At 52.1% G+C, this 25342-nt stretch carries 21 protein-coding genes; all 21 read left to right on the forward strand.

Going from position 1 to position 25342, the window contains the following annotated elements:
- The first annotated feature begins 519 nt into the window (after window positions 1-519).
- The 21 genes from Q1B04_RS12300 (at window position 520) to Q1B04_RS12400 (ending at window position 25271) form a co-directional block, all read left to right on the forward strand.
- Window positions 520-951, forward strand: a complete 432-nt coding sequence (locus tag Q1B04_RS12300; protein ID WP_299759116.1) for a CBS domain-containing protein — start codon at window positions 520-522, stop codon at window positions 949-951.
- Window positions 952-1060: 109 nt separating this feature from the next.
- On the forward strand, window positions 1061-1453 hold the full coding sequence (locus Q1B04_RS12305; RefSeq protein WP_366524690.1) for an NADH-quinone oxidoreductase subunit A: 393 nt from the start codon (window positions 1061-1063) through the stop codon (window positions 1451-1453).
- 76 nt (window positions 1454-1529) lie between these two features.
- Window positions 1530-2168 (forward strand): NADH-quinone oxidoreductase subunit NuoB, encoded by a 639-nt coding sequence (nuoB, locus tag Q1B04_RS12310; RefSeq protein ID WP_299759118.1) that lies wholly within the window; start codon window positions 1530-1532, stop codon window positions 2166-2168.
- A 316-nt stretch (window positions 2169-2484) separates the two neighbouring features.
- A complete protein-coding gene (gene nuoC / locus Q1B04_RS12315; RefSeq protein ID WP_299759119.1) occupies window positions 2485-4233 on the forward strand; it encodes an NADH-quinone oxidoreductase subunit C/D in 1749 nt (582 codons plus the stop codon).
- 196 nt (window positions 4234-4429) lie between these two features.
- Entirely contained in the window at window positions 4430-4894 is a 465-nt protein-coding gene (gene nuoE, locus Q1B04_RS12320; RefSeq protein ID WP_299759120.1) for an NADH-quinone oxidoreductase subunit NuoE, read from the forward strand.
- A gap of 17 nt (window positions 4895-4911) precedes the next feature.
- Window positions 4912-6213 (forward strand): NADH-quinone oxidoreductase subunit NuoF, encoded by a 1302-nt coding sequence (nuoF, locus tag Q1B04_RS12325; RefSeq protein WP_299759121.1) that lies wholly within the window; start codon window positions 4912-4914, stop codon window positions 6211-6213.
- Entirely contained in the window at window positions 6195-8924 is a 2730-nt protein-coding gene (nuoG, locus tag Q1B04_RS12330; protein WP_299759122.1) for an NADH-quinone oxidoreductase subunit NuoG, read from the forward strand. The genes nuoF and nuoG overlap by 19 nt, the downstream gene beginning before the upstream one ends.
- The gene (gene nuoH / locus Q1B04_RS12335; RefSeq protein ID WP_299759123.1) at window positions 8894-9856 is read left to right on the forward strand and encodes an NADH-quinone oxidoreductase subunit NuoH; all 963 of its coding nucleotides are present in this window, start codon (window positions 8894-8896) and stop codon (window positions 9854-9856) included. The genes nuoG and nuoH overlap by 31 nt, the downstream gene beginning before the upstream one ends.
- A 214-nt stretch (window positions 9857-10070) precedes the next feature.
- Entirely contained in the window at window positions 10071-10586 is a 516-nt protein-coding gene (gene nuoI, locus Q1B04_RS12340) for an NADH-quinone oxidoreductase subunit NuoI (protein ID WP_299759124.1), read from the forward strand.
- Window positions 10587-10591: 5 nt separating this feature from the next.
- Window positions 10592-11128, forward strand: coding sequence for an NADH-quinone oxidoreductase subunit J (gene nuoJ / locus Q1B04_RS12345; RefSeq protein WP_299759125.1), 537 nt, complete (start codon window positions 10592-10594; stop codon window positions 11126-11128).
- Window positions 11125-11433, forward strand: a complete 309-nt coding sequence (gene nuoK, locus Q1B04_RS12350) for an NADH-quinone oxidoreductase subunit NuoK (protein WP_119431143.1) — start codon at window positions 11125-11127, stop codon at window positions 11431-11433. The genes nuoJ and nuoK overlap by 4 nt, the downstream gene beginning before the upstream one ends.
- 4 nt (window positions 11434-11437) lie before the next feature.
- Window positions 11438-13324, forward strand: coding sequence for an NADH-quinone oxidoreductase subunit L (gene nuoL, locus Q1B04_RS12355; protein ID WP_299759126.1), 1887 nt, complete (start codon window positions 11438-11440; stop codon window positions 13322-13324).
- Window positions 13321-14871: an NADH-quinone oxidoreductase subunit M gene (nuoM, locus tag Q1B04_RS12360; protein WP_299759127.1), complete on the forward strand. Its 1551-nt coding sequence runs from the start codon at window positions 13321-13323 to the stop codon at window positions 14869-14871. The genes nuoL and nuoM overlap by 4 nt, the downstream gene beginning before the upstream one ends.
- Before the next feature lie 194 nt (window positions 14872-15065).
- A complete protein-coding gene (locus Q1B04_RS12365; RefSeq protein ID WP_299759128.1) occupies window positions 15066-16526 on the forward strand; it encodes an NADH-quinone oxidoreductase subunit N in 1461 nt (486 codons plus the stop codon).
- 366 nt (window positions 16527-16892) lie between these two features.
- Window positions 16893-17543: a CatA-like O-acetyltransferase gene (locus Q1B04_RS12370; protein WP_299759129.1), complete on the forward strand. Its 651-nt coding sequence runs from the start codon at window positions 16893-16895 to the stop codon at window positions 17541-17543.
- Between the two features lie 114 nt (window positions 17544-17657).
- The gene (locus tag Q1B04_RS12375; protein ID WP_299759130.1) at window positions 17658-17975 is read left to right on the forward strand and encodes a hypothetical protein; all 318 of its coding nucleotides are present in this window, start codon (window positions 17658-17660) and stop codon (window positions 17973-17975) included.
- A gap of 1 nt (window position 17976) precedes the next feature.
- Complete coding sequence (locus tag Q1B04_RS12380; RefSeq protein WP_299759131.1) at window positions 17977-18468, forward strand: DUF2231 domain-containing protein; 492 nt, start codon at window positions 17977-17979, stop codon at window positions 18466-18468.
- A gap of 24 nt (window positions 18469-18492) precedes the next feature.
- The gene (locus tag Q1B04_RS12385) at window positions 18493-19383 is read left to right on the forward strand and encodes a cation diffusion facilitator family transporter (protein ID WP_299759132.1); all 891 of its coding nucleotides are present in this window, start codon (window positions 18493-18495) and stop codon (window positions 19381-19383) included.
- Window positions 19384-19550: 167 nt separating this feature from the next.
- Window positions 19551-19988 carry a hypothetical protein gene (locus Q1B04_RS12390; protein WP_299759133.1) on the forward strand — a complete coding sequence of 146 codons (438 nt, stop codon included), beginning with the start codon at window positions 19551-19553 and terminating at the stop codon, window positions 19986-19988.
- 94 nt (window positions 19989-20082) lie between these two features.
- On the forward strand, window positions 20083-23844 hold the full coding sequence (locus Q1B04_RS12395) for an efflux RND transporter permease subunit (protein ID WP_299759134.1): 3762 nt from the start codon (window positions 20083-20085) through the stop codon (window positions 23842-23844).
- Window positions 23841-25271, forward strand: coding sequence for a TolC family protein (locus Q1B04_RS12400; protein ID WP_299759135.1), 1431 nt, complete (start codon window positions 23841-23843; stop codon window positions 25269-25271). The genes Q1B04_RS12395 and Q1B04_RS12400 overlap by 4 nt, the downstream gene beginning before the upstream one ends.
- The last annotated feature ends 71 nt before the right edge of the window (window positions 25272-25342 follow it).

Here is a 25342-nt window from a genome sequence, read left to right on the forward strand (position 1 = left end):
CACACAAAAAATAGCCCTACGCAAAGAGCCGCCGTGAATAACAACGGCGGCTCTTTGCGTAGGGCTATCTAGACGATTAATATCAGCTTATTTTGGGCACATTATGCCACAGCCTACAGGCTATAACCTGAGGAAAAAGTATATGCCCGTCACACAAGCCAGCTTAACGCATGAGGCATTACCAGTAGTGATCGTAATGCTTGCGCGGCGGCCGCTGCTCTTTGCCATAGCAGTAGTAGATGAAGTAGGCTACTCCATACAGAGCCAGAACCAAACCTATAATCAATGTTTCCATAACACGATTATACGTAATAATATTAAGAAGTTATGGTGTAAACAACAGATAAATGAGGGTTATCAGCAAAAAAATGGGGGTAAAACCGATCTTATATTAAACTATATTGAATCGATAACAATTTTTTATAAAAAATATATAATTTTTACACCATAAATTTTAATAAATCGTATACACACTTAATCTTTCAATATTCCCACCCACAAAACCAGGAGGAGGTAACTATGGGCACAGTAAGACATATATTACAGAAGAAAGGCCATAACGCTTATTCTGTTGATCCATCCGCCACTGTCTATTATGCGCTTGAGTACATGGTTGAGAAGAATGTGGGCGCCCTGCTGGTAATGGATAAAGAGCGGTTTGCGGGAATTTTTACGGAAAGAGACTACGCCAGAAAAGTTATACTGAAAGGAAAGGCTTCTAAAGAAACCCTAGTACGTGAGATTATGAGTGAGCACCCCGCTACCGTAACACCAGACGACACGGTAGAAGGCTGCATGAAGCTGATGACTCAAAAATATATAAGGCACCTTCCGGTTTTAGAAGGCGATAAGCTGGTTGGCTTGGTTTCGATTGGGGATATTGTAAAGTACATCATCGAGGAACAAAAGTTCATCATTGATAACCTGGAGCACTATATTACAGGTCACTGAGCAATACCAGCACAGCATTTTCTGATTAATTTTAAGTTAGACACAGAATTCGATAGGAGGCGAAACCACTTTGGATACTTCCAGTGAAAGCACAACATTGCTGTGGCCCATGGTAGTTTATGGCGCTATTGTATTAAGCCTGGTTGCGCTTATACTTGGCCTGTCTTACGTATTAGGCCAGCGCCACAACGACCGCGCAACCGGCGAGCCTTACGAAGGCGGCATACTTAGCGAAGGTTCTGCACGCACACGCTTCTCCTCCCAGTTTTACCTGGTGGCCATGCTCTTTGTCATTTTTGACGTGGAGACGGTATTTATACTTTCCTGGGCGATTGCTTTTCGGGAGTTGGGCTGGTATGGTTACCTGGGCGTGCTGGTTTTCATTGTGATGCTGGCCGTGGTGCTGGTGTACGAGTGGCGCAACGGCGCTCTGGATTTCGGCCCAAGCGGCAGCAAGATTTTGGCTGCCTATAAGCGCCTGCTGCAAAAGCCTGCAGCCTGATTTAATTGACAACAGACTGGTAGGCAAAGGAAAATACACCTTTTTGCAAGCTACCTTCATTATAAAACAATTACGCATGAAATGGTGGCTAAGCAAACCCGATGATCCGGTAAAGGCAACGAGCGGAACTAGCTCTTACGAGGAAACCGTGCAGCAAAGCGTGATGCTCAGCACTATGCAGGACCTGCTGGCCTGGGGCCGTAAAAACTCCATGTGGCCCTTCCATTTTGGATTGAGCTGCTGCTTTGTAGAAATGGCCACCAGCATGACCCCAAAGTATGACGTGGCCCGTTTCGGGGCAGAAGTGATACGCGGCACGCCGCGCGAGGCCGATGTGATGATTATCGCCGGAACGGTTTTCATTAAAATGGCACCGATAATAAAGCGTTTGCACGAGCAGATGATGGAGCCGCGCTGGGTGATCTCGATGGGAAGCTGCGCCAACTCCGGCGGCATGTTCGACATTTACAGTGTGGTGCAGGGCGTGGACAAATTTCTGCCTGTGGATGTATACGTACCCGGTTGCCCTCCCCGCCCCGATGCGTTTATGGAAGGCCTGATGCTGCTGGCAGAATCAGTAGGCAAAGAAAAAAGGCCACTCAGCTGGACAATCGGCGAGCAGGGCGTGATCCGGCCAAACAAGATTGATGTAAAGGAAAGACGGCAGGAAGCAAGATTCAAGATGACGGAGTTCCGATCGCCGGATGAAGTGTAGGGAGCTTAGGAGTTAGGGGGTTTGTGAGGTTGGGAGTTAAAGGCCTTATGTGCTGGTGTTTGCAGAAGGTAAATACTTCATGTGCTGGTACGAGCTTCCGCTGGTGCGAGCTTGCAGCTCGTACCTTCATAATACCTTAAAATACGAGCTGCAAGCTCGCACCAGCGGAGAAGAGACAAAACTCAGCTAATTGAATTAAAGAATCAAAATCAGAACTTAATAAACTTTAACATCATAACTTTTACTTATCATAAAATACCAACTACAGAAGTATAGCATGAAGTAACATAGTCAGGTCATTTTTCAGAATTCACCCATGGAAAACGGGAACAGCATAGTAGCGCAACTGCAGGCGCGGTTTGGCACCGATACGTTTAAGCCGCAAAGCACAAAGGATGAGATCCTCACCCTCTGGATGCCGCACGACAAAATAAAGGAGGTGCTGGCTTTTCTGAAGCACGACATTCCGCAGCCTTTCCCCCTACTCTACGACCTAACAGCCACCGACGAGCGCACCCGCAAACACGAGAACGGGCACGTTCCTTTTGCCTTCACCATCATTTACCACCTCCTTTCTTTCGAGCGCAACAGCTTTATCCGGCTAAAAGTCGGCTTCCGGGACGAGTTCCCGACGGTGCAAAGTATAAGCAGACTTTGGGCAAATGCCAACTGGTACGAGCGCGAAGTATACGATATGTTCGGTATCCGCTTCGAAGGGCATCCGCACCTTTACCGTATCCTGATGCCGCGCACCTGGGTTGGCCATCCGCTTCGGAAAGAGCATCCTGCCCGCGCCACCGAAATGGGGCCTTTTGCTTTGTATGACGATAAAATGGATTTGGAGCAGGAAGCTCTGCAGTTTAAACCCGAGGAATGGGGTCTGGCGCGACAAAGCGAAGACAGTGATTTTATGTTCCTGAATATCGGCCCGCAGCACCCCGGCACGCATGGCGTATTGCGCATTGTGCTGCAACTGGATGGCGAGGATATTGTGGATGCCATACCTGATATCGGTTTCCACCACCGCGGGCAGGAAAAAATGGCCGAGCGGCAGTCGTGGCACACCTACCTCCCCTACACCGACCGCGTGGATTACCTGGGCGGCGTGATGAACAACCTCGCTTACCTGATGGCCGTGGAGAAACTTGCCGGTATAGAGGTGCCGGAGCGGGTAAAAGTGATCCGTGTGATGCTCTGCGAGTTGTTTCGGATTGCCAGCCACCTGGTTTGGTACGGCACTTTTGCCCAGGATGTAGGCCAGCTCTCGCCAGTGTTCTACATGTTCACCGATCGCGAGAAAATATTTGATATAGTAGAAGCTATCACCGGCGGACGCATGCACCCGAACTGGTTCCGCATAGGCGGCGTGGCGCAGGACCTGCCCAAAGGCTGGGAAAAGCTGGTGCAGAATTTTCTCAACTACTTCCCGAAGCGGCTGAAAGAGTACGACAACATGGTGATGAAGAACAGCCTGTTCAAGGCCCGCACCAAAGGCATCGGCATATTTACGTTGGATGAAGCCATCGAATGGGGCGTAACAGGGCCGAACCTGCGTGCCTGCGGTTTTGAATGGGACTTCCGGAAAAAGCAACCTTACTCCGGGTATGAGATGTTCGATTTTGACGTGCCGACCGCCACCAACGGAGATTGCTACGACCGTGCCTTGGTGCGCGTGGCAGAAATGCGCCAAAGCCTGCGCATCATCGAGCAATGCCTTAAAAACATGCCCGAAGGCCCTTACAAAGCTGATCATCCGCTCACTACGCCGCCTATCAAGAAAAATACCATGCACGATATCGAAACCCTGATCACACATTTTCTGGGTATGAGTTGGGGGCCTGTAATGCCTTTCGGCGAAGCTATGAGCTGCATCGAAGCGACCAAAGGCGCCAACGGCTATTACGTTACCAGCGACGGCAACACCTCACCCTACCGCCTGCGCATACGCACCCCCTCGTTCCCGCACATGCAAATGCTGCCTTACATCACCAAAGGCTATACCGTAGCAGACTTGCTTTCTATACTTGGGGCCATGGATTATGTGCTGGCGGATATTGACAGGTGACGCGATAATTAGAAATTATGGATTCAAAATTAGATATGGAAAGTGATACAAATAAATTATGCTTATTGCAATTGCCACCACCGCTGGTGCGAGCTTGTAGCTCGTACCGCACACAAGATAGAGGTACGAGCTACAAGCTCGCACCAGCACATGACTAAACAAAAGTTTAACAATCAGCAATTTAACAATTTAAAAAATGCTGACAACAGAAGAAAAATACCAGATCGACCATGAGATAAGCCTGGTGCCGACACCAAAGAACGCCTGCATAGAGGCCCTGAAGATCGTGCAGCACAGCCATGGCTGGGTGTCGGATGAGAGCCTGAAGGATGTGGCCGACTATGTGGGCATGTCTACGGCTGAGCTAGACAGCGTGGCAACGTTTTACAACCTGATCTTCCGGAGGCCGGTGGGCCGCCATGTCATTCTGCTCTGCGACAGCATCAGCTGCTACGTGATGGGTTACGAAGACATCCGCAATAAATTATTTGAAAAACTAAGTATAAAATACGGCCAAACCACAGCAGATGGCCGCTTTACCCTGCTCCCAAACTGCTGCCTCGGCACCTGCGACTGTGCCCCCGCCCTTATGATTGACAATGATCTGTACCGCAACCTAACGGTGGAACAACTGGATGAGATTTTGATGAAGTATACTTAAACCGAAAAAGCGGGCCTATGGAAAAGCCGCTTACCCAACACATTGTACCCGGCCGCAAACCACTCAACTTACAAGAGTATGAGAAAGTGGGGGGGTACCAATCGGTGCGTAAAGTGCTAAAAGAGATGACGCCGCAGGAAGTGCAGACGCTGGTAAAAGACTCTAACCTGCGCGGCCGTGGCGGTGCGGGCTTTAACACAGGTCTGAAGTGGAGCTTTGTGCCCATGGGAGATGATGCCGCCACTCCCAAATACCTGGTAGCCAACGCCGATGAGATGGAGCCCGGCACTTTTAAGGACCGCGTGCTGCTGGAGGGCAACCCGCATCAGTTGATTGAAGGGATGATTGTGTCGGCCTATGCTATTCAGGCAAGTATAAGCTATGTGTTCATGCGCTGGGCCTACAAGCTGGCGGCAAAGGAAATTACCCAAGCCATACACGAAGCTTACGATGCCGGATACCTCGGCAAAAACATACTTGGCTCCGGCTTCGACCTGGAAATGCACCTGCATACCGGTGTGGGGCGCTACATGTGCGGCGAGGAAACAGCCCTGCTCAACGCCCTCGAAGGCAAACGGGCCAACCCCAGAGCAAAACCCCCTTTTCCACAGGTCAGCGGCTTGTTCGGCAAACCGACTATCGTTAACAACGTGGAAACGCTTTGCAACATTCCACACATCATTAATAAGGGTGCGGAGTGGTTTAAGAAGTTAGGATTAACAGAGGATGCCGGAACCAAACTTTACGGCGTAAGCGGCCGCGTGAAAACGCCCGGCTGCTGGGAACTGCCCATGGGCACCACCATCCGTGAGCTGTTGGAAGTACACGCCGGCGGCATGCAGGACGGCTACCTTTTTAAAGGACTTTTACCAGGCGGCGCCTCCACAGATTTCTTAGTAGAAGAACACCTCGACCTCCCCATGGATTACCCGTCCATACAAAACGCGGGCAGCCGCATGGGCACGGGCACTATGATAATTTTGGATGATCAAACCTGCCCCGTTGGCTTTGTTCACAACCTGCAGCACTTTTTTGCACAGGAGTCCTGCGGCTTCTGCACCCCTTGTCGCGAAGGCTTGCCCTGGGTAGAGAAAATACTGCTGGCCCTGGATCGCGGCGAAGGCAAGCCCGAGCACCTCCTCACCCTCGACTTCCATACCAAATACCTTGGCCCCGGCAACACGTTTTGCGCGCTTGCCCCCGGTGCCATGGAACCCCTGCAGAGCGCCCTGAAATATTTCAGGGAGGATTTTGAACGGCATATACACGAACATCACTGTCCCTGGAGCAAAACCACTGCATGGCAACCATCTACATAGATAACAAACCTTACGACGTAAAAGCCGGAAAAAACCTGCTCGAAGCCTGTCTTTCGCTGGGCCTCGACCTGCCATACTTTTGCTACCACCCCGCCATGGGCTCGATCGGAGCATGCCGCCAGTGCGCCGTAAAAGTATACCGCGACGAGAACGACACCAAGGGAAAGCTCTTTATGTCGTGTATGGAGCAGGTGCGCGAGGGTATGCGTGTTTCGATAGCCGACCTGGAAGCCAAAGAGTTTCGGGCGCACATCATCGGCTGGCTCATGACCAACCACCCCCACGATTGCGCCGTCTGCGACGAGGGCGGCTCCTGCCATCTGCAGGACATGACCGTGATGACCGGCCATAATTACCGCCAGTACCGCTTCGACAAGCGCACCTATATTAACCAGTACCTCGGCCCCTTCCTCAACCACGAAATGAACCGCTGCATACAGTGCTACCGCTGCGTGCGCTATTATAAAGACTATGCCGGCGGCAAAGACCTGGATGTGTTTGCGGCGCACAACCATTTATACTTTGGCCGTGCCGAGGATGGCGTGCTGGAGAGCGAGTTCAGCGGCAACCTGGCCGAAGTATGCCCCACAGGCGTGTTTACTGATAAAACCCTGAAGCAGCACTATACCCGCAAATGGGATCTAACCTCTGCTCCTTCGGTTTGCCACCATTGTAGCCTTGGCTGCAACACCATTGCCGGCGAAAGGTATGGCACCATACGCAACATCACCAACAGGTATAACGGCGAGGTGAACGGCTACTTCCTCTGCGACCGGGGCCGCTTTGGCTATGAGTTCGTGAACAGTGCGGGCCGCGTGCGCATGCCGCTGGTGCGCCAGATGCTGCCTGAGGCCACCGATAAGTACACCGCCTTGAAAGCAACCGCCTCCGCCCTCAAAGCTGGCCGGGTAATCGGTATTGGCTCGCCGCGCGCATCACTGGAATCGAATTATGTGCTGCGTAAACTGGTGGGCGAGGATAATTTCCATCATGGCGTATCCGATACCAGCCACGATCTGGTAGACCTGGCCCTGAACATACTTAGCGAAGGCTCTGCCCCCACGCCAACCTTGCAGGAGACTGAGCAGTGCGATGCCGTATTTATACTTGGCGAAGACCTGACGAATACTGCGCCGCTGATGGCTTTGGCCGTGCGGCAATCGGTGCGGCAGAAACCGATGCTGGAGCAAGTCTCGAAAGCCAATATTCCGGTATGGCAGGATGCCGCTGCCCGTGCGCTAATTCAATCCGAACAAGGCCCGCTTTTCATGGCGCACTACACCCCGACCAAGCTCGATGAGCTGGCTACTAAAACATACTTTAACGCCCCCGACGATATTGCCCGCCTAGGCTTTGCGGTGGCAAATCTGATTCACCCTGATTCGCCGGAGGTACGGGGCATCAGCGAGGAAGATCAGGCGCTGGCGCAGCAAATTGCCGATGCGCTGATGCAAGCCAATAAGCCTTTGGTAATCTCAGGCACCTCTTCCGGCAACGAGCGTGTGCTGAAAGCCGCCGCCAACATTTCCCACGCCCTTATTGCGCGCGAGAAAGCTGCAAGTATAAGCTTGGTGGTGCCGGAGTGCAACAGTATGGGTTTGGCGCTGATGGGCGGCCACAAACTGGAATCCGCTTTCGAGGCTGTGCTGAACGATTACGCCGACACGGTTATCATCTTGGAGAATGATCTTTTCCGAAGGGCCAGCACCGCTCGCGTAACGCAGTTCCTGGACCGCTGCGAGCAGGTCATCGTGCTGGATCATCTACACAACGCCACCACCGAAAAAGCCGACATACTATTGCCAGTCGGCGCTTTCTCGGAAGCCGACGGTACGCTCATCAACAACGAAGGGCGGGCGCAGCGCTTTTTCCAGGTACACGCCACGCCCGAGGAAATTCAGGAGAGCTGGCACTGGCTGGCCGAGCTGGGCACTATCATGGCCGACGAACAGATCAGCAGCTGGCAAGGCTACGACGATATTGTAAAAGCCCTGACCGATGAGATTCCGGCGCTGCGAAGTATAAAAAAAGCCGCTCCAACATCCGATTTCCGGATTGCAGGCCAGAAAATACCGCGCGAGCCGCACCGTTTTAGCGGGCGCACCTCCATGCTTGCCAATATAAACGTAAGCGAGCCCAAACCGCCGCAAGACCCCGATTCGCCGCTTTCTTATACCATGGAGGGCTACCGTGGCCAGCCGCCTTCATCGGCTATTCCTTTTTTCTGGTCGCCGGGTTGGAACTCGGTGCAGGCCACCAACAAATACCAGCAGGAAGTGGGCGGGCACCTCAAAGGCGGAGACCCTGGCGTAAGGCTCATCGAACCGATTGGCACCGCGCCTTTTTCGGTAGCCGTGCCGCAGGCATTTATACCTTTGGAGGGCCACTTATACATGCTGCCGCTGCATCATACCTTTGGTTCCGAAGAGCTCAGCAACCAGGCAGCCGCCATCCGGGAGCGCATTCCCGAGCCTTATGTTACCATCAATGCCACCGATGCCCAACGCATGAAGCTAAGCGAGGGCCAGCTCCTCAGCTTTTCCATCGAAGGGCAGGTGTATCAATTACCCATAAAACTAAGCCAGATCATACCCAGCGGAGCCGCCGGCATGCCAAACGGTTTGCCGGGCGTGCCTTTCGCCGAGTTACCCGCCTGGGCCATACTTAACCGAGACATAAAATGGAAGAAGCAGCCCCAAACTACTTTCTGATCATCGGCGGCGTGCTGTTCGTGATGCTCAACGTGGCCGCCGCACTCATCTGGGTAGAGCGCCGCCTGCTTGCCTTGTTCCAAGACCGCTACGGCCCGAACCGGGCGGGTCCGCTGGGACTGTTCATCGTGGCCGCCGACTCCATCAAGCTGTTTTTTAAGCAGGATTGGATACCACCTTTCGCCGATAAGCCTGTGTTTATACTTGCCCCGGCCATTGTGGTGGTTACCGTGCTCATGAGTTTTGTGGTAATCCCGTTCGCGCCGGGCGTGATAGTGGCCGACCTGAACATCGGGCTGCTGTTTTTCCTGGCCATGTCGTCGATGGGCGCTTATAGTATCATACTGGGTGGGTGGGCCTCTAACAACAAGTATAGCTTACTGGGTGCCATGCGCGGTGCGGCGCAGATGATCTCTTACGAGGTTTTCATGGGGCTTTCGCTGATGGGTGTGGTGCTGTTGAGCAGCTCGTTCAGCCTGGTGGAGATTGTGGAGGCACAGCGCGGCCTGTGGTTTTTCATTCCGCAAATTGTCGGGTTTGTCATCTTTTTCATCGCGGGCATCGCTGAAACGCACCGCCTGCCTTTCGATATCCCGGAGGCCGAAAGCGAGCTGGTGGCGGGCTTTCACTCGGAGTACTCGGGTATGAAGTTCGGCATGTTCTTCATCGGGGAGTACATGGGCATCACCTTGATTTCCTGCATGATAGTGACGCTATACTTTGGCGGCTGGCTCGGCCCGGACTTCCTGCCGCCGGTGGTATGGTTTATCCTGAAAACAGCCTTTTTCCTGATGATCTTCATCCTGCTCCGCGCCTCTATGCCCCGCCCCAGGTATGACCAACTGATGGAATACGGCTGGAAAATCCTGCTACCGCTAACGCTGCTTAACCTGCTGGTAACAGCTGCTGTGGTGCTTTGGGTGAATGAGTGATTGGGGAGTTTAAGAGTTAGAGAGTTTAGAAGTTACTTACCGCTGGTGCGAGCTTGCAGCAAAGGTCAATAAAAATAGAAAGTAAACTTGTGCTACAAAACTACTCAAGTTAAGAAGTAAGAAAATTCCCCGCCTTGGACAAGGAGGGGTTAGGGGTGGTTTGACCTGGCACAGCACAAGTATAAAAAGAACACTTAAAACGAAAGGAGCAGCTATGTTTAGTTTGTTGCGAAGTATGTGGCTCACGTTTCTGCACGCGTTTCATAAGCGGGAAACCATACTTTACCCCGAGGAAAAACCCATCCTGCCTACCCGTTGGCGCGGCCGCATCGTGCTCACCCGCGACCCCGACGGCGGTGAGCGCTGCGTGGCCTGCAACCTCTGTGCCGTGGCCTGCCCCGTAGACTGCATCGCACTGCAAGCCACCGAAGACGACGCCGGCCGCCGCTATCCCGACTTCTTCCGCATTAACTTTTCGCGCTGCATTTTCTGCGGCTACTGCGAGGACGCCTGCCCCACCTACGCCATCCAGCTCATCCCTGATTTTGAAATGGGCGAGTACAACCGCCAGAACCTGGTGTATGAAAAGAAAGACCTGCTCATCAACAGCGAGGGCAAGTATCCGGGCTACAATTATTACAAAGTGGCTGGTATGGCCATTGGCGGCAAAGGCAAGGGCGAGGCCGAAAACGAAGCCCCTCCGGTAGACATCAAAAGCTTAATACCTTAAAGCCTATGGAACTCACATTTTATATTGCGGCGGCGGTTGCCATCCTTTCCACCATCATGGTCATCACCCGCTACAACATGATTCACGCGCTGCTCTACCTGGTGGTGTCTTTTATGGCGGTGGCCGTGGTATTCTTCACGCTTGGCGCACCCTTTATGGCTGCGCTGGAGATCATCATCTACGCTGGGGCCATTGTGGTGCTCATCATTTTCGTGATTATGATGCTGAACATGACCAAAGAGGACGTGCAGCGCGAAAAAGAGTGGCTGAAGCCCTCGGTTTGGGTGGGCCCTGCCCTTTTATCGGCGGTGCTGCTGGCCGAGCTGGCCTATATCCTATTGGGTGCCAACCCCTTGCAAACAGAAGCGCTGGTTGCCGTGGATGCCAAACTGGTCGGGCTGGCGCTGTTCGGGCCATACTTGCTGGGTGTGCAACTCTGCGGCATTCTGCTGATGGCGGGCATTGTGGGCGCATACCATTTAGGCAGGCAGAAGAAGAAAGTCGTTCACCGGTTTTTACAGGAAAGGAGCGCAGCCGCATGAGCACCGCATCCATGGAAGCCGCTTTACTGCTGGCAGGAATACTTTTTATGCTCGGCTTGATCAGTGTGCTGATTCGGCGTAACATCATTTTTATGCTGATCTCGGTGGAGATTATGCTCAATGCCGCCGGCTTGGCCTTTATTGTGGCGGGCACGCGCTGGGTGCAACCCGACGGGCAGATCATGTTCATCTTCATCCTGACTATGGCTGCTGCCGAAGTATCGGTTGGGCTGGCGCTTATATTACAGATTTACCACCAACTCAAAACGCTCAACAGCGATGCAGCCAACATCATGAAAGGATAACGCTATGGAAAATCTACTCTGGTTAATTCCGGCTTTGCCATTTTTAGGAGCCATACTTTTAGTGCTTTTCGGAGGGCGCTTGCCCAGGCCGCTGCTAGCTGTTGTCGGGGTGGGCAGCGTGGGCGTTAGTGCACTAGTAACTATACTTTTAGGGCTTGAATTCCTGGCTGATCTGCCGCTTTATTACCAGCAGGAAGTATGGCAGTGGTTCAGCGTGGCGGGTTTCACGCCTTCCATCGCTTTTCACGTCGATGCACTTTCCATGGTCTTCATCTTCGTGATTACCTTTGTGGGATTTCTGATTCACCTGTACGCCACCGCCTACATGGCCGACGAGGCAGATTTTGCCCGATTCTTTGCCTGTATGAATTTGTTTGTCGGCTCGATGCTGGTGCTGGTGCTGGCCGATAACCTGCTGCTTTTATACCTGGGCTGGGAAGGCGTGGGCTTGTGCAGCTACTTGCTCATCGGGTTTTGGTACAAGGAGCCCGCCAACGGCTATGCCGCCCGCAAGGCTTTCATCATCACGCGCGTCGGCGACACAGCCATGGCGATTGGTCTGTTCCTGCTTTTCCAGCTTTTCGGTACGCTCAACATTCAAAGTATACTTTCTGATGCCCCACAAGTATGGCCGGTCGGGTCCGAAGGTGCTTTGCTGGTAGCCTTGCTGCTTTTAGGTGGTGCCGTGGGTAAATCGGGGCAGTTGCCGCTGCAAACCTGGCTGCCCGATGCCATGGCTGGCCCTACGCCTGTCTCGGCCCTAATACATGCGGCCACTATGGTAACAGCTGGAGTGTACTTGATCGCGCGAATGAACGTAGTGTTTGAGCTGGCTCCGTTGGCGCAGCTGCTGGTGGCTGTTGTAGGTGCGGCCACCCTGCTCATTGCCGGGTTCTCGGCCCTTACGCAGTATGACCTGAAGCGCGTCCTCGCCTACTCCACCATCAGCCAGATTGGGTATATGTTTCTGGCATTGGGCGTGGGCGCCTGGTCGGCGGGCATTTTCCATTTCATGATTCACGCATTCTTTAAGGCGCTGCTTTTCCTGTGTGCCGGGGTCATAATACTGGCGCTGCACCACAAGCAGGACATGCGGCACATGGGCGGGCTGCGCAAAAGTATGCCCGTCGTGTTCTGGACCTTCCTGATCGGGGCTGGCTCCCTGGCTGCGCTGCCCCTGATTACCGCCGGTTTCTACAGCAAAGATCAGATTTTATGGTATGCCCTGGCTGGCGAGAACGGCAATGTATGGCTGTACGCTGCTGGCCTTGCCGGTGCTTTTATTACTTCGATTTATACTTTTCGGATGGTCTTTCTCACATTCTACGGCCCTGCTAGAACCCATGTATCGCATCCGCCAGGCAAGCTCATTACTATACCTTTAATCCTGCTGGCCATACTTTCGCTGGTGAGTGGGTTTATAGAGTTGCCGCACAACTTCGGGCATTTGGTGCTCTTCTCTGACCTGTTGCAACCGGTGTTGCCTGCCATTGAGGCTAGCGCCAGCCTGGCGGCAAACGAATGGCTTTTCCAGGTACTGGCGGCGGTTGTATCGCTGGGTGGCGTTTACGTGGCCTATCTATTCTACATCAAAAGCCCTTACTTGCTACACCGCCTCATGCACAATGGGTTGGCTGTGCGCTTGCAGCAGTTCTGGTTTGCTGGCTGGGGCTTTGATGCGCTGTATGACAACCTGTTTGTGCGGCCCTACGTGTTCCTGTCCAACCTTAACAAGCGCGACATCATCGACAGTTTTTATACCGGACTTGCCCGTATGGCCGAGGGCTTCCATGTGATGCTTTCGCAGAGCCAGAGCGGGGTGTTACGCAGCTATGTGATGGGCATTGTGGTCGGCGCCATCATGATTCTAACCATAAGTTTATTCCTATGATACTGCTTTGGATGATCGTGCTTTTGATGGCTGGCGGCGTGTTGGCCTGGCTTTCTAAAAAGTGGCACCCCGTGCTGCCCCGCTGGATTGCGCTGTTTGCCATCCTCACTGATCTCATACTCGCTCTCTTCCTTTGGCTCGGCACGCCAACGGCTGTTACCGGTTCCTCTCCCTGGCTCATCCGCCTCGAAATCCCCTGGATTCCGCAGTGGGGTGTCAATTTTATACTTGCCCTCGATGGCCTGAGCCTGCTGATGCTGCTGCTCACCTTTTTTCTGGGTGCGCTGGCCGTGCTCATTTCCTGGCGCGAGATCAACACTAAAACCGGCTTCTTCCATTTTAACCTGCTTTGGGTACTGGCCGGCATCACGGGCGTGTTCCTAACGATGGACCTGTTCCTGTTTTATTTTTTCTGGGAGGTGATGCTGATCCCGATGTATTTTCTGATCGGGGTTTGGGGGCATGCCAACCGCAATTACGCCGCCTACAAGTTTTTCCTGTTCACGCAGGCGTCGGGTTTGCTCATGCTGCTGGCCATACTTGGTTTATACTTCACCCACGGCAGCCAGACGGGCATGTATACTTTCAACTACTTCGAGCTGCTCGAAACCACTCTCGATCCGCTGGCTGCGCGCCTGCTGATGTTCGGTTTTCTAGCTGCTTTCTTGGTGAAACTGCCTGTTGTGCCTTTTCACTCCTGGCTACCCGACGCGCACTCCGAAGCACCAACGGCGGGCAGTATCATACTTGCCGGGCTGCTGCTAAAAACAGGAGCCTATGGCTTGCTGCGCTTTGTGCTGCCGCTGTTCCCGGATGCCGCCCTGGAATTTGCGCCCTGGGCCATGCTGCTGGGTGTGGTTGGGATAATTTACGGGGCCATACTTGCCTTCTCGCAAACCGACCTGAAACGCCTGGTGGCTTATACCAGCGTGAGCCACATGGGCTTTGTTATACTTGGTGTCTTTGCCTTTAACACCTGGGCACTGCAGGGCGTGGTGATGCAGATGATCGCGCACGGACTGAGCACCGGTGCGCTATTCATAATCGCTGGCTTTTTATACGAGCGCCTTCATACCCGCGACATACAGCAAATGGGTGGTTTTTGGTCCAAAGCGCCCAAAATGGGCGTGATTGCGCTTATTTTCGTGATGGCTTCGCTGGGACTGCCGGGCCTGGGCAATTTTATCGCAGAGTTTCTTACGCTTGTCGGTTCCTGGCAGGCCAATAACTGGCTCACGGTTTTCGCCACCATCGGCTTGGTTTTGGCCACGGTATACTCGCTGCGCATCATGCAGAAAGTGTTTTACGAACCCGCCCCCACAGATCGGCCGCTCCCGGATCTTACCTCTCGCGAAATGCTGATCAGCTTGCCAATGGTAGCCATGATCCTCTGGCTAGGCCTCTACCCTCAGCCCATACTCGATACTGCCCTGCCAAGTATAAACCAACAACTTAAAGCCTATCAGGAGCTGGAGGTGGAAGAGAAGAAAGTGGTTCTGGTAGAGGTGCCGGAAGCGGAGTTAAGCATTGAGAAATCGAGTAAATGAATTTTACTGGCGCGGGTTTGCAAACCGTGTCTACCTATAAAGTCGGATTTGTAACTGACCGGGCCAAAGGCCCAAACAATACGCAAAACTAAGTAGCATCTGCTTATTAGGCGCGAGCTGCAAGCTCGCGCCTAATAAGCAGATGCTACCAGCAAAAATGAAAAACATATTCAAAGCTTCAAATTGATAAAACCATGAGCCAAAACGATTTTCTACACCTGATGCCGCTGCTCATACTTACGTTTGCGGCCCTGCTTATTATGCTGGTGATCGCGGCATGGCGCAACCATAAAATCATTTATGTTATCACGGCTATATCGTTTGTGGCGGCCTTTCTTTCGCTTTTTGAGTTGCGCGCGGTAACGGAATATACCATCGAGCCGCTGCTGGTCATTGATGGCTTTGCTGTGTTTTACATGGGCTTGATGCTGGCAACTGCGCTGCTCATCAGCATGCTGTCTTACGCTTATTTTGAGCAGCAAAAAGAGCAGAAAGAAGAGTACTATATCCTACTGATTCTGGCTACTTTAGGCGCTTGCGTCTTGGTGATCAGCAAGCACTTTGCTTCGCTGTTTCTGGGGCTGGAAGTACTCAGTGTGGCCTTGTATGCGCTCATTTCATACTTGCGGGTGCGGGAGCGCTCCGATGAGGCAGGCATTAAATACCTGATTCTGGCTGCTTTTTCGTCGGCTTTTCTGCTCTTCGGGATGGCGCTGGTATACTTCAGCACCGGCACCATGACGTTCGAAGGAATTGCCGCGGCTATGTCGGGGTACCGGGAATTACCCATGCTGCTGCTTGCAGGTTTTGGGATGATGATTATCGGCATCGGGTTTAAACTCAGCGTGGTTCCCTTCCATATGTGGACGCCTGATGTGTATGAAGGCGCCCCTGCTCCGGTCACCGCTTTTGTTGCCACGGTATCTAAAGGCGGTGTGCTGGGCCTGCTGATTCGCTTTTTTATGGAAGTGGACGGGTTCCGTTACCCTACCCTGATGCTGATTTTTACCATTGTAGCTATTGCCTCCATGTTTGCCGGAAACCTGCTGGCGCTGATGCAGCAAAACGTGAAGCGCATTTTGGCTTACTCTTCCATCTCGCATTTAGGGTACTTGCTGGTGGCTTTTTTGGCAGGCAGCCAGATGGGTGTGGAGGCTGTCACCTTTTACCTCGTCGCATACTTTATCACAACGGTAGGCGCTTTCGGCGTCATTGCCATGCTCTCCGATAACAGCCGCGATGCCGAGCAAATGGACGATTTTCGGGGGCTGCTCTGGCGCCGCCCCTGGACGGCCACAGCCTTTACCGCCATGCTGCTATCGCTGGCCGGCATTCCGCTCACCGCCGGTTTCGTGGGCAAATTCTATGTACTGGCGGCAGGCATGAACACGCAGAAATGGTTGCTGGTGTCCATGCTCGTACTCAACAGCGTGATCGGTTTATACTACTACATCAAGATCATCGCGGTCATGTTCCAGCAACCGGACACGGAAAAAGAACCAGCCGTAAAGCTCCGCCCTTCCATCTACATCGCCAGTGTCGGCACATTGGCTGTTCTAACGCTGCTGCTGGTTTGGGTGGGCGTATACCCGACTGCTTTAGTAGATATGATACAAGGCATGTTTGCCGAGGTGCCTGCTTTGGTGGCGAGGTAAAGTATAACCTTAGCCAAATAATCAGGCTACGTAGTTGGTAACGTGTCTGTTAAGATCGCAGTAAGTATTTCTTATACTTCTTCTAACTTTCATTCAGCATTTTCCAGGCCACAACTCCTGAAAATGGCTCAGTCAGAAGTATGGTTTTCGTTTATTGGTTAGCAGCCATTTTATCTAAACACTCTCATCACAAAGTATAACTTGATAACAACAGTTTTTGGTGCAGGCAAATTCATCCGCAAGAAAACCAGTGATTTATACTTACTGCCGCACCAAAATAACATTTCCGTCCCATTCTCTCTTCACTGCTCACACAGTATGTCGTACCTTTGCTGCTTCGAAAAACATCCGATTAGTAAAAAATTGATGGCCTCGCAAACTCGACACAATAAAACATACTTCAACACAAAAGGCTGGGACCGGGAAGAGCATTTCCATTTTTTCAGAAGCTTTACGCAGCCCTTTTTTAACGTGCATACCGAGGTTGAAATAACCAACCTTTACCATTATTGCAAGCGCAATGGCTTGTCTGTTTTTCTAGCTTACATGCATGCAGCCACCGCAGCGGTGCGTAAAACAGAAAATTTCCTGTTGCGGCTGGAAGGCGATGCCGTAGTGAAGTATGATGCCGCAGATATCTCCACCACTGTTCTGAAAGACAACAAAACCGTTTCCTTTGTGCACCTGCCGCACCACCCAGACCTGCATACTTTCTGTAAAGAGGCCTCGGCGGTTGTGGAAGAAGTAAAGAAATCGAACAATCTGTTTTATGGTTACAACGGGCCCGACGTGGTGCACGCAACAACGCTGCCGTGGTTTAAGGTAAACGGTATGGAACACGCCCACACAGATGATCCGGATGATGCTATTCCGAAACTGGTTTTTGGGCGGATGGAGAAGCAGGGCGAAAAAGTAATGCTGCCGCTCAGCGTTCGGGTGCATCATGCCCTGGCAGATGGCTATCACATCCATCTTTTTCTGCAGCACATGGAGGCCTTCATCAAGTCATTAGTTTAACAGTCGCCATACCGCTTTTATTTGAAGTTCCGTATGCAGGATTTGTTATATTTGTATCGCTCAGCTTATTTTAAATCAACAACATAATTTTTAACTAAACTAAATTTACTAACTATGAATCGTATCAAACCAATTTTGCTGGCCCTGTTATTTATGGTGCCGTTTCTTTATTCTTGCGAGGAAGGCACAGATGTAGTAGAGTCTGGCACTTACCAGGGAACTGTTGACGAAGTGGAAGCAGATAAAACAGAGATTTACGTTAAAACGGCTGACGACAAGCGCCTGGAACTATACTTTAACGAGAATACCACACTCACCAGAAATGGCGAAACCGTTGCGTTTGAACAACTGGAAACAGGCCAGCAGGTAGAGGTTGAGGTAGAGAAAGTAGGACAGCGCCTGGAGCCGATTGCGGTAAGAATACTGGAGTAGCATGGCCGAACCAACTTTTTGGCGAACAGAAGTATGGCATCCGCTCACGGTTCATTTCCCGATTGCGCTGCTGATTTTTGCTACGCTCTTAAAATTGTTTGCATTGTTTTTAAAACCCGCTTCTGCTGAGTTCTGGCAGAAGTCGGGTTCTTTTTTATTGTATACCGGCGCCCTTGCCGCCTGGGTCAGCATCTTCACCGGCGATATGGCCGATGGCATTGTATCGCGCAAGCTCTGTGACCCAACCGTACTGAAAGACCATGAAATTTACGCCCAGTATCTGGCCTATACCTTTACTGTTGCCGCGCTGGTAGATATAGCGCAACGTTCTCAGCTGATAAAATTTAAGCCACGCCTTCTGCAGATTTTAGTAGTTTTGCTCTTACTTGTGGGGAGCGGCTTTCTGGCCTATGCCAGCCATCTTGGCGCGCAGGTTGTTTACCAGCAAGCTGGCGGGGTCTACATTCCTTCTGGTAACTGTGCTGAATTCTGAAGACTCTGAAGGGAAAGAAATTACATGGCAAAGCAGACACCACCCTCCCACGAAGGGCTTAAAACCACGCTTATCGGCATTGTATTCAGTGGCTTTCTGGCGATTGTGAAAGCGCTCGGCGGCATTTTTGGCCATTCGTTTGCCCTTGTTGCCGATGCCATTGAGTCTACTGCCGATATTTTCACCTCTACCATGCTGTGGCTTGGCTTAAAGTGGTCTTCTAAACCAGCAGACCAGAACCACCCGTACGGCCACGGTAAGGCAGAGGCACTGGTAGCCATTGGCATTGCCTTAGCCTTGTGCGCAGCCGCCATTCTAATCGCTAAGGAGAGCATTCTTAATATACAGTCGCCTCACAAAAGTCCGGCTCCCTTTACGCTGATTATTCTGCTGGTGGTTATCGTTACCAAAGAGCTGCTGTACAGGTTCGTGCTGAAAACAGGGCTAGAAACAAACAGTGACGCAGTAAAAGCTGATGCATTTCACCACCGGAGCGACGCTATCACCTCTGGTGCAGCGTTTATAGGCATAACCATAGGTATTGTAGGCGGAGAGGGGTATGAAGTGGCCGACGATTGGGCCGCCCTTTTAGCCGCTGGCATCATCCTGATCAACGCCTACAAAATTGTAAGGCCGGCCATCGGGGAGTTACTGGACGAAGACCTTGACCCGGAGCTTAACAACCGTGTGGCAGCGCTAGCTGAAGAGGTGCCGAATGTAGTGAAAGTACAGAAATGCCATACCCGTAAGATGGGAGTAATGAACCACGCCGACCTGCACATCTGGGTAGATAAAAACATGACTGTGGAGCAAGGGCACGTGGTGGCGCATGAGGTAAAAGATAACATACAGCAGCACCTGCCGCAGTTTATAGACGTAATGATTCACGTAGAACCTACCGATGCCATTAATTAAGCTTTTGGTATTTTGACGCTGCCAGAGCATGTATAACTCATCAGTGGTTAAGCTTGAGCTTATACTTATTTCAGGCTGAGGGAGAAATAATGTAAAAGTTTTTGTTAATTGTATAAGCATACTTGCCGCACCCGTTATACCTTTGTAGCAAGTCTTTAACCCAACCCATGAACTTATACCGCCAAATCATACTGCTAACGCTTACGCTGCTGGTGCTCGTCTCCTCGACGGGTATGGCCGTGGGTATGCATATTTGTGGCGGCGAGTTACGCGACATTACATTTTTCGGGGCTGAGGCTGACTGCCTGATGGACATGGACAAACCGCAGGAAAACGTCCCTGCCTGCCATGCTCCCCAACAGGCTGCCGAAGATGACGCCTGCTGCGAAGACCACCAGGTAATTATGGAGCGCCTGGATGTGGAGGCCAAGCACAAAACACTGTCTCTCACTAAACTGCAGGACGTACGGTTTACAGCTGTTGTAAAGGCAGTTATACTTCAGTTATTTGCTCCGGAGGCCGATCTAAAGCCTCAGTACGCTTTGTACGAGTCTCCCCCACTGGCCCGCGACATACCGGTGCTGGTGCAGTCTTTCCTTCTGTAAATCCGCTTTTTCGATTCATACCTGCCTGTGGGCTGGTAAAGTTTTGCGCTGCCACTCCGGTAGCCATACTTCTTTGTATTCAATCGAATAAGGCATGTTAAACAGCATTATAAAGTTCTTTCTGGAGCAGAAACTGGTTACAGTCCTGCTTCTGCTGCTCATTGTTGGGTGGGGTATTGTAGTAGCGCCATTCAACTGGAAAGTCGATTTCCTCCCAAGCGACCCAGTTCCTGTAGACGCCATTCCGGATATTGGCGAGAACCAGCAAATTATTTTCACCGAGTGGATGGGCCGCTCACCGCAGGACGTGGAAGACCAGATCACCTACCCCTTAACTACCTCTCTTTTAGGCATGCCGGGTGTTAAAACCATCCGTTCTACCTCCATGTTCGGCTTCTCCAGCATCTACGTTATTTTTGACGAGGACACGGAATACTACTGGAGCCGCTCCCGCATTCTGGAGAAGTTAAACTCGCTGCCAACCGACCTGCTTCCCGATGAGGTAACCCCAAAGCTCGGGCCGGATGCCACTGCGCTGGGGCAAGTATACTGGTATACCTTGGAGGGCCGCGATGCAGAAGGCAACCCTGCCGGAGGCTGGGACCTGCACGAGCTGCGCTCTATTCAGGATTTTTATGTACGTTATGCACTGTCCGGTGCTGAGGGTGTAGCTGAAGTGGCATCCGTGGGTGGCTATATCAAAGAATATCAGGTTGACCTGGACCCGGTGGCCATGAAGGCCAATAATGTCTCTATGATGGAGGTGATGACGGCCCTGAAAAACAGCAACCAGGATGTAGGCGCTAATACCGTGGAGATAAACCAGGTAGAGTATCTGGTGCGCGGCTTGGGTTACGTGCAGGACCTGGAGGATATTGAGGAGGCCGTGGTGAAGGTAACATCCAACGTTCCGGTGCGCATCCGGGATATTGCCCGCGTAAACATCGGCCCCGCCGACCGCTCCATGCTGGGTGTGCTGGATAAAAGCGGAGCCGAGGCAGTGGGCGGTGTGGTTATAGCCCGCTACGGTGACAACCCGCTGGCTGTAATCAACAACGTAAAGCAGAAACTGGACGAGATTTCCGCCGGGCTCCCTTCTAAAACACTAGCCGACGGACGCGTTTCTAAAGTTACCGTGGTACCTTTCTACGACCGCACGCATCTGATAAACGAAACGCTGGGCACGCTGAACGAGGCGATTATACTTCAGATTCTCATCACCATTATTGTCATTATCGTGATGGTGTACAACCTGCGGGCTTCTTTGCTCATTTCGGCTCTGCTCCCACTGGCCGTTTTAATGACCTTCATCATGATGAAGCAGTTTAACGTGGATGCCAATATCGTGGCGCTGTCCGGTATAGCTATTGCCATTGGCACCATGGTAGATTTAGGCATCATCCTGAATGAGAATATTCTGCGGCACCTGGATGAGGCCCCTCCCGGCCAGTCGCTGCTGAAGACTGTGTACAATGCCACTATTGAAGTTGCCACCGCCATACTTACCGCCGTATCTACCACAATAGTCAGTTTTTTGCCGGTATTTACACTAGAAGCAGCAGAGGGTAAACTGTTTGGCCCGTTGGCCTTTACAAAGACTTTTGCGCTGGTGGCTTCGCTGATTTTCACGATCCTGATCATGCCTGCCTTCGCCCACTCCATACTTGGGCTGAAGTCGAAGAACGTGGCCTGGTCCAAAATCCTGAATATTGGGCTGTTTGTGCTTGGCCTGGTGGCACTGTTTATACTTCCGCTGGCAGGTATCACACTGCTGCTGATTGCTGCCAATAACCTGCTCACTTTTTACCAACCGGAGCGCTACGGCAAGTATAACACCCCTGTTATGATAGGCATTGCAGTGTTGGCGGTGTCGTGGCTTTTAGCTACGCAGTGGATGCCGCTGGGTGCTTCTGTCAGCCTGATTCTCAACTTCCTGTTTATCCTGCTTGTTATCGGGTTGGTACTCGGGGGTTTTGCTTTGTTTATTGGGGCTTACCCGCGCATCCTCATGTGGTGCCTGGATCATAAAGGCGCTTTCCTGCTGCTACCTGCTTTCATTATGCTGATAGGCCTTAATGTTTGGCTGGGTTTTAACGGCGTGTTTGGCTGGGTGGCCAACGGCATCGACAAAACAGGAAATAACATCCGCACCACCTCTGTCTGGAGCGAGCTGGTGCATACCTTTCCGGGGCTGGGCGAAGAGTTTATGCCCTCGCTGGATGAAGGTGCTTTCCTGCTCATGCCAACCTCCATGCCGCACTCCGGCGTGGAGGCCAACAAGCGTATTGTGCAGCAGTTGGATATGTTGATTACGGCTATTCCGGAGGTGGAAATAGTGGTGGGCAAGGCAGGTCGTGCCGAAACCGCGCTGGACCCGGCTCCTATGTCCATGTATGAGAATATCATCCAATACAAATCAGAGTATAAAACCGATGTAAACGGCCAACGGATTCGCTTTAAAGTAGACGATGAAGGCGAGTATGTGCGCGACGAAGCCGGCCAGCTCATCGAAGATAAAAACGGAGAATACTACCGCCAGTGGCGCGACCATATCAAGAATCCGGATGATATTTGGGATGAGATAGTAGCTGCGGCCAACATACCGGGTGTTACTTCTGCTCCTAAACTGCAGCCCATCGAAACACGCCTCGTGATGCTACAAACAGGTATGCGCGCGCCAATGGGCGTAAAAGTATATGGCCCGGACCTGAAGACAATCGAGGATTTTAGCCTGCAGATGGAGCGTTTTCTGAAAGAAGTGCCTTCCGTTAAATCAGAGGCTGTGTTTGCAGACCGGTCTTTGGGCAAGCCGTACATGGAGATAGAGTTAAATCGCAGGGCAATGGCTCGCTACGGCTTAAATGTAGCCGATGTGCAGGAGTACATAGAAGTAGCGATGGGCGGCATGGCACTGACCACCACCGTGGAGGGCCGCGAGCGCTATTCTATCCGGGCACGCTATGCCCGCGAGTACAGAAACAGCCCTGAGTCTGTAGACCGTATTTTGATTACTACCGCCGGGGGGGCGCAGGTGCCTTTGGGCGAAATTGCGGAGGTAGTCTACCGTCCCGGCCCGATGATGATCCGAGGCGAAAACTCTTTCCTGACAGGCTATGTGCTACTTGATAAGCGGGATGGCTTTGCCGAGGTGTCGGTGGTGGAGGATGCGCAGCGTTACCTGAGCCAGAAGATAGAGTCAGGTGAGTTGGTGGTGCCAGCGGGTGTCAGCTATAAATTCTCGGGCAACTATGAGAACCAGGTGCGTGCCGAGAAGCGGCTGTCTCTAGTTATCCCGCTCAGTTTGCTGATCATTTTCCTGATTCTATACTTCCAGTTCCGTTCGGTTTGGACTACGCTTTTCATTTTCACCTCCATCGCCATGGCTTTTTCCGGGGGCTTTATGATGCTGTGGCTCTACAGCCAAGATTGGTTCCTGAACTTCTCGTTTGGCGACACAAACCTGCGGGAGCTTTTCCAGATGCGCACATTTAACCTGAGCGTAGCCGTGTGGGTTGGCTTTATCGCCCTTTTCGGCATCGCCACAGATGATGGTGTGGTAATGGGCACTTACCTAAAACAAAGTTTTGAAAGTCTGCAGCCAGAGTCGAGAAAAGGTGTGCGCAAAGCGGTGCTGGAGGCTGGCATCCGCCGTGTAAGGCCGTGCCTCATGACCACGGCTACTACCCTGCTGGCCCTGCTGCCGGTGCTCACCTCCACAGGCCGCGGCTCCGACATTATGATTCCAATGGCTATTCCTACCTTCGGAGGTATGGTGGTAGCTTTAATTACCCTGTTCATCGTGCCCGTGCTGTATAGCTGGCGCGAAGAGCTGAAAGTAAAAAAGGAAATTTTATGAAAAAGCTGATAGCAAGTATATTTCTTCTCCTGACATGCATCTCAAACCTGCAGGCACAAACCCTGGAGGAGTACCTCGTGATGGCCGGAGAAAACAACCCGCAGCTGAAAGCCCGCTACGCGGAGTACCAGGCTGCGCTGCAAAAGGCTCCTCAGGCTGGTTCGCTTCCCGACCCGGAGGCTAATTTCAGCTTCTTCCTCCAACCAATGGAAAGGCTAATGGGCAACCAGGTAGGCGATGTTTCTATTATGCAGATGTTTCCCTGGTTCGGCTCTCTGGGTGCGGCCAAGAGTGAGGCAAATTACATGGCCCAGATGAAGTTTTCATCTTTCATAGAAGCCAAAATAAACCTCTACCACAGCGTGCGCACCACCTGGCTGGCACTGTACCAGATAGATGAGGAAGTACAGCTGCTGGAGCGTGAGCTGGAGATTCTGCAGGCGTTGGAGCGTGTGGCACTGGCTAAGTATAAATCGGCACCGGCGGCTTCATCGCAGGGCCAGGCTAGTCAACGGCAAAGTGCCGGCGCTACTTCTTCGGCAGCTGCAGGAGGCGGCTCTTCCAGTGGCATGGCAGGTATGGGCGGCAACTCAACCAGCGGCAGCTCCGCTTCCAGAAGCAGAAGTATGAGCAGCGGCGGTATGTCGTCGTCTATGGCAAGCTCTGGCAACAGCATGGTAGATGTCATCCTTATCCGGGTGCAGGTAAAGGACCTTGAAAACCGTCTGCAGCTGCTCCGCGACTCCAGGAGGCCAAAAGAAGTTGCTTTTAACAGCATGCTCAACCGAGAGCATAACCTGGCAGTGCAGCTAGCGGATACATTGCAGCCAGTTGCCTTGCCTGCCTCGCTTGCCCTCATCCAAGACTCTATCCGCCAAAACCACCCGATGCTGCAAATGTATGAGTGGGACGAAAAGGCGCGTGAATCGCAGTACCGGATGGCGCAGCTGATGGGGAGGCCGATGTTTGGCGTAGGCTTGAACTACATGGTTTTTAAACCCAGAACAGATGAAATGACACAGATGCCGATGGGCGGGAAAAACATGGTAATGCCAATGGTTACCGTTACGCTGCCCATCTATCGTAAAAAGTATAAGTCAGCCCAAAAAGAGGCTCAGTATGCACAAGAGGCGGCTGCGGCCAACAGAGAGTCCGCCGAAAACGAGCTGCTGGCAGAATTGAGCGCCCTTTTGTATGATTATCAGCGGGCCAGCAGCACCCTGCAGCTGCTAGAGGAACAAATCCGGCTGAACGAGCAGGCTATCCGGCTGCTAACCACAGATTACAGTGTGGCAGGTGCAGGCATAGAGGAAATTCTGCGGCAACGCCAGGCTATTTTAGGGTACAGGCAGCAGCAGCTGCAGGCCATTACAGATCAGCACGTTGCCGTGTCGGCTATTAACCGGATGATGAACAGCGATAGTTAACAGCTCCTGAGTCAAAACTTCATTTAACGTTAGTTAAAAAGGCAGCAAGTGCAGCTCTGAAAGAGGCGTTG

It is taken from the genome of uncultured Pontibacter sp. (assembly GCF_947495565.1).
Taxonomy (GTDB): Bacteria; Bacteroidota; Bacteroidia; order Cytophagales; family Hymenobacteraceae; genus Pontibacter.